The organism is Actinotalea ferrariae, from assembly GCF_019733465.1.
In the GTDB taxonomy this organism is placed as follows: Bacteria; Actinomycetota; Actinomycetes; order Actinomycetales; family Cellulomonadaceae; genus Actinotalea; species Actinotalea ferrariae_A.
In genome coordinates, this window is sequence record NZ_JACVQL010000400.1 from 1 (window position 1) to 1,867 (window position 1,867).

Annotated in this window: 1 protein-coding gene; it reads right to left on the reverse strand. The window is 80.0% G+C overall.

Annotated features, from left to right (window positions below; genetic code table 11):
* Positions 1 to 1,778 (reverse strand): ComEC/Rec2 family competence protein (locus ICW40_RS20315; RefSeq protein ID WP_221655787.1); only part of this gene is annotated, 1,778 nt, incomplete at its 3' end.
* Positions 1,779 to 1,867: the final 89 nt, after the last annotated feature.

A 1,867-nucleotide genomic window follows, 5' to 3' on the forward strand; every position in this document is an offset into this window, starting at 1 on the left:
GGCCACAGGACCGTCCAGCCGACGTCGCCCGCCGCGCCGGTCGTGCCCGTGACGCCGACGTCGACGGGGACGCCCGCGGCGCCGAGAGCCTCGAGCGTGCGCCGCGCCTGCCCGGCCGGTTCCGGCACGGGGCTCACGAGCGCCCGCACGACCTCGCGCCCCTCGAGCACCGGCGCCAGCCCGCCCACGTGGTCGGCGTGGTGGTGGGTCAGCACGAGGAGGTCGACCCGGCGCACGCCGAGGGCGTCGAGGCAGGCGTCGGCCGCGTCACCGTCCGGTCCGACGTCGACGACGACGGCGGAGTCGGGTCCCGTGCGCACCGCGAGCGCATCGCCCTGCGCGACGTCGCACAGGACGACGCGCCAGCCGGGAGGCGGCCACCCACCGGGCAGCAGGCCGAGCAGCGGTACCCGGACGGCGGGGACGCTCAGCACGAGCGCGACCGCCGTCGTGGCGGCGACCCACGGCGGGACGGGGGCACGGCGGCGGAGCACCACGGCGAGTGCGACCGATGTCACCGCGGCGAGCAGGAGCGCGCCTCCGACGCCGCCGGGCCACGGCGCCCGCGCGCCCTCGAGCCCCGCGGCCGCCCTGGCGACGAGGCCGACCCACGAGCACGGGACGCCCGCGAGCACGGCCAGGGCGTGGCCGAGCGGAGGAGCGAGGGGCGCGGCGACGGTCGCCGCCAGGCCCAGCAGGGTCGCCGGTGCCATGGCCGGTGCTGCCAGGAGGTTCGCGGGCACCGCGTACACGGACACCACGGGGTCGAGCAGGACGAGGACCGGTGCGCACGCGGCCTGGGCCGCGACCGGGACGGCGAGGGCGAGGGCGAGCCACCGCGGTACGGCCGCCGGCAGCCGCGCGGCGAGGGGTGGTGCGAGCAGCACGATCGCCCCCGTCGCGACGACCGACAGCACGAAGCCGAACGACCGGGCGAGCCACGGGTCCAGCGCGAGCAGGACCACGACCGTCGCGCCCAGCGCGGGGAGGGCTCGCGAGCGCCGCCCGGCCAGCAGCCCGACGAGGGCGACCGCCCCCATGCCGGCCGCGCGCACGACGCTCGGCTCCGGCCGGACCAGCAGGATGAACGCGGCCATGACGGCCGCGCACACGAGCGCCCGCACGCGGCGCGGGAGCCGTCCGGTCGCGCCCAGGACGGCCGCGCCGAGCACCGCGAAGTGCCCACCCGAGACCGCGGTCACGTGCGTGAGGCCGGACGTGCGCATCGCCGCGTCGAGGTCGTCGGCGACGCGCGAGGTGTCCCCCACCGCCGCCCCGGGCACGAGGCCGCGCGCATCGCCCGGGAGGTCGGCGGAGACGTCCAGGAGCCCGGTCCGCAGCCCGTCCACCACGGCGTCCACGGCGCCGGCTCGTGCGACCACCACGGGCGCCTCCCACACCGAGACCGACGCGACCCCCTCGTCGCCCGGCTCGGCGGGGGCCGACCGACCGGTCGCGCGCACCGTGCTGCCGACCGGGACGCCTGCCCAGCGGCCGTCCCCCAGCACGACCGCGGCTCCCCCGCCCGGACCGCTGCGCCCCCGCCCCTCGACGGCGACGACCGACACGGCGACCGCCCAGCGGCGGTCGCCGTCGTCCGACGGCCACGGCGACGCGACCGGGCGCGCGTCCGCGCGCACGACGCCCACGACCGTGACGACCGCGCGGTCGGCGGCGAGCGAGGCGAGCCCGGACCGCTCCCGGACGTGCAGCTGGACGCCGGCGCCGGCCAGGAGCAGGGCGACGACGACGAGGACGAGCCCAGACCCCGCGAGCACTCCGGACGGACCTCCCCGTCGGGCCGTGCCGGGCGGCGCGCGGCCGGCGAGCGCGGCGCACGCCGCGAGCACGCCGCACGCGGCGATCC